This window comes from Candidatus Cloacimonadota bacterium (genome assembly GCA_011372345.1).
In the GTDB taxonomy this organism is placed as follows: Bacteria; Cloacimonadota; Cloacimonadia; order Cloacimonadales; family TCS61; genus DRTC01.
Genome location: DRTC01000519.1, coordinates 1 through 2,806, shown reverse-complemented (window position 1 = coordinate 2,806; position 2,806 = coordinate 1). Strand labels below are relative to the sequence as shown.

Annotated in this window: 1 protein-coding gene; it reads right to left on the bottom strand. The window is 35.6% G+C overall.

From position 1 onward, the window contains the following. Positions 1-510: 510 nt before the first annotated feature. Positions 511-2,727: a type I DNA topoisomerase gene (topA, locus tag ENL20_09965; protein ID HHE38881.1), complete on the bottom strand. Its 2,217-nt coding sequence runs from the start codon at positions 2,725-2,727 to the stop codon at positions 511-513. Positions 2,728-2,806: the final 79 nt, after the last annotated feature.

Sequence of the window (2,806 nt, the reverse complement as noted above, 5' to 3'; positions counted from 1 at the left end):
TTGTTACATACGACTTTGTCCGTTCCCGAACATATTTGAATTGAAATATCCAGCAAATCATTGAAATATCCAGCAAATCAAGGATTGAAACCCCTGTTCGAAGGCGACAATGCGCATTGTCGCTTTCATTTGAATTGAAATATCCAGCAAATCAAGGATTAAAACAAAATATTTGTGAAATTCGTGGATAAAATTGAATTGGATTTCCAACAAAACAGGATTATCCTGTATAAAATTATAAAGAAAGAAATTTAACTAAATTTTTGGCGAGATGAAAATTTAAGTAATAGAATCTGGAAAAAAAATTCTCGGAACAAGTTCCGAGCTACATTATTACAAATTATTAAGTTTATCTTCGTGATTATTCGTGGCTAATTTCTATCCGAATTTCTGTTAAAACTTAACATCCAACAGATGTCGGATGTTAAGTTTGTTTTAGTAGCTGATTTTCTTTGTGTCTTCGCGACTTTCAATCCTCCGCAGTTGCACTGCTGCGGAGGACGGATCTGATTAATAAATTTCTTCTCCGCATTTGGGGCATTTTTTGTATTCTCCTTTTTCCTTTGAATATCTCTCTTCCAGATAATAATGATCGCATTTTGGGCATTTCAAATCGATTGGTTTATAATTCGAAATGTATTTACAATCAGGATATCTGGAGCAGGAATAGAAGAGTCTGCCTTTCTTACTTTTCTTTTCGGTTATTTCACCTTGATGGCACTGGGGACATTTAATCCCGAGAGTATAAGGTTTTGTGAATTTGCATTGGGGATAATTGGAACATGCAATAAATTTCCCGAAACGACCATTTTTTATGATCAGATCACTACCGCATTGCGGACATTTTTCATCTGTTTTTTCCGACTCTAATATTTTTATATTTCCTTTTTCATCTCTGGTGAAGCTTTTTATATTTTTACAGGTTGGAAAATTGGAACATGCCAGGAATTGTCCGTTTCTTCCCCATTTAAGAACCATTTTACTTCCGCATTTATCACAGATAATATCAGTTTCTTCGGTAATACTTTTTTTTGCTTCTTTGAAATCCACTTTTCCGATCAGGTTATTCATGGAATTATAATACTCCTCGAGAAGTTTATACCAGACAATATTTCCGTATTCGATCTCATCCAGACTGTTTTCCATTTCTGCAGTGAATTTAACATTAAAAAAATCGTCAAAATTCTTAACCAGAAAACTATTTACAGTAATTCCCAATTCTGTTGGGAAAAAACGCTTTTTTTTAAGGATTACATATTTGCGATAAAGAATAGTCGAAGTTATGGCTGCATAAGTCGAAGGTCTGCCGATCCCTTTTGATTCCAGTTCTTTGATCAGAGAAGCTTCGGTGAAACGGGAAGGAGGTTTGGTAAAACGCTGGATTCCTTCTATCTTTTCAGGTATTAGAATGTCATTTTGCAAGTAACCTTGATCGATATTTTCACCAAGACTAACATTAATATGCGGAAACACTTCCATAAAACCTTTATTTACGATCGTACTGCCAATAGCATTGAATCCGGCTTTTCCGACCTTGATCTCAAGATTTTTTGATTTCAGGGAAACAGGTATCATTTGAGTCGCCACAAATTTCTGCCAGATCAGTGTATAAAGTTTGAGTTGTTCTTTGTTAAGATAATCTGCCAGACTTTCCGGAGTTCGGAACGGATCTGTAGGACGGATCGCTTCATGAGCATCTTGAGCAGAACTTTTATTTTTATAAATTCTCGTTATAGGATTCAATTTCTCTTTCCCGAATCTTTCAGTAATTAATTGTCTGCAAGAATCGAGAGCTTCATTAGCAATACGCAGAGAATCGGTTCTCATATATGTTATCAGCCCGACTGTTTCACCCTGCAAGTCGATTCCTTCATACAATTTTTGGGCAACTTGCATGGTTCTTTTTGCGGAAAAATTCAAGAGTCTCGCTGCATCCTGCTGCATTGTACTTGTAATATAAGATGGAGATGGCTGGATTTTTCGCGAAGTATCTTTTATTCTGGTTAGAATGAATTCCTTATCCCTGATTTCAGCTAGGATTTTATCAGAGAATTCTTTGTTGGGAATTTCTATCTTCTTATTTTCCCATTTCTGAAGGACAGCTTTAAACGGAGGAAGATTTTCCTTTTTAAGAAGCGCTTCAATATTCCAATATTCTTTGGGAACAAATTTTAAAATTTCTTCTTCCCGCTCACAAATTAAACGCAAAGCAACTGATTGAACTCTTCCGGCACTTAAATTCGTAGTTATTATTTTCCATAAAAGAGGACTGATATTATACCCGACAATTCTATCCAGAACTCTTCTTGCCTGCTGGGAATCTACTTTATTCTGATCTATCTGCCCCGGATTTTTTACTGAATTGCGGATAGCACTTTTCGTAATTTCATTAAAAATAATCCTGTGCAGAGGCTTATCAGCGATCTCTTTTTCCAGAAGTTGAGCCAGATGCCAGGCAATTGCTTCTCCTTCCCTATCATGATCGGAAGCAAGAAATATTTCATCAGCATCTTGAACAGCCTTCTTCAGTTCGAGTACGATCTTTCTTTTTTTAGGATCAGTAACATATTTTGGTTTGAAATTGTTTTTAACGCTTACTCCAAATTCCTTTTTCGGTAAATCCCGGATATGACCCATGGAAGCTTTTATCACAAAATCTTTTCCTAAAAATTTTCCGATCGTCTTTGCTTTTGCGGGTGACTCTACAATAATAAGATTTTTACTCATAAATAATTTACCTAATTCACCTCTTCCGTAAAATAAATTTCGCTGTCCTGGAGAAAAAAGATATCCATCAGATCTTTGA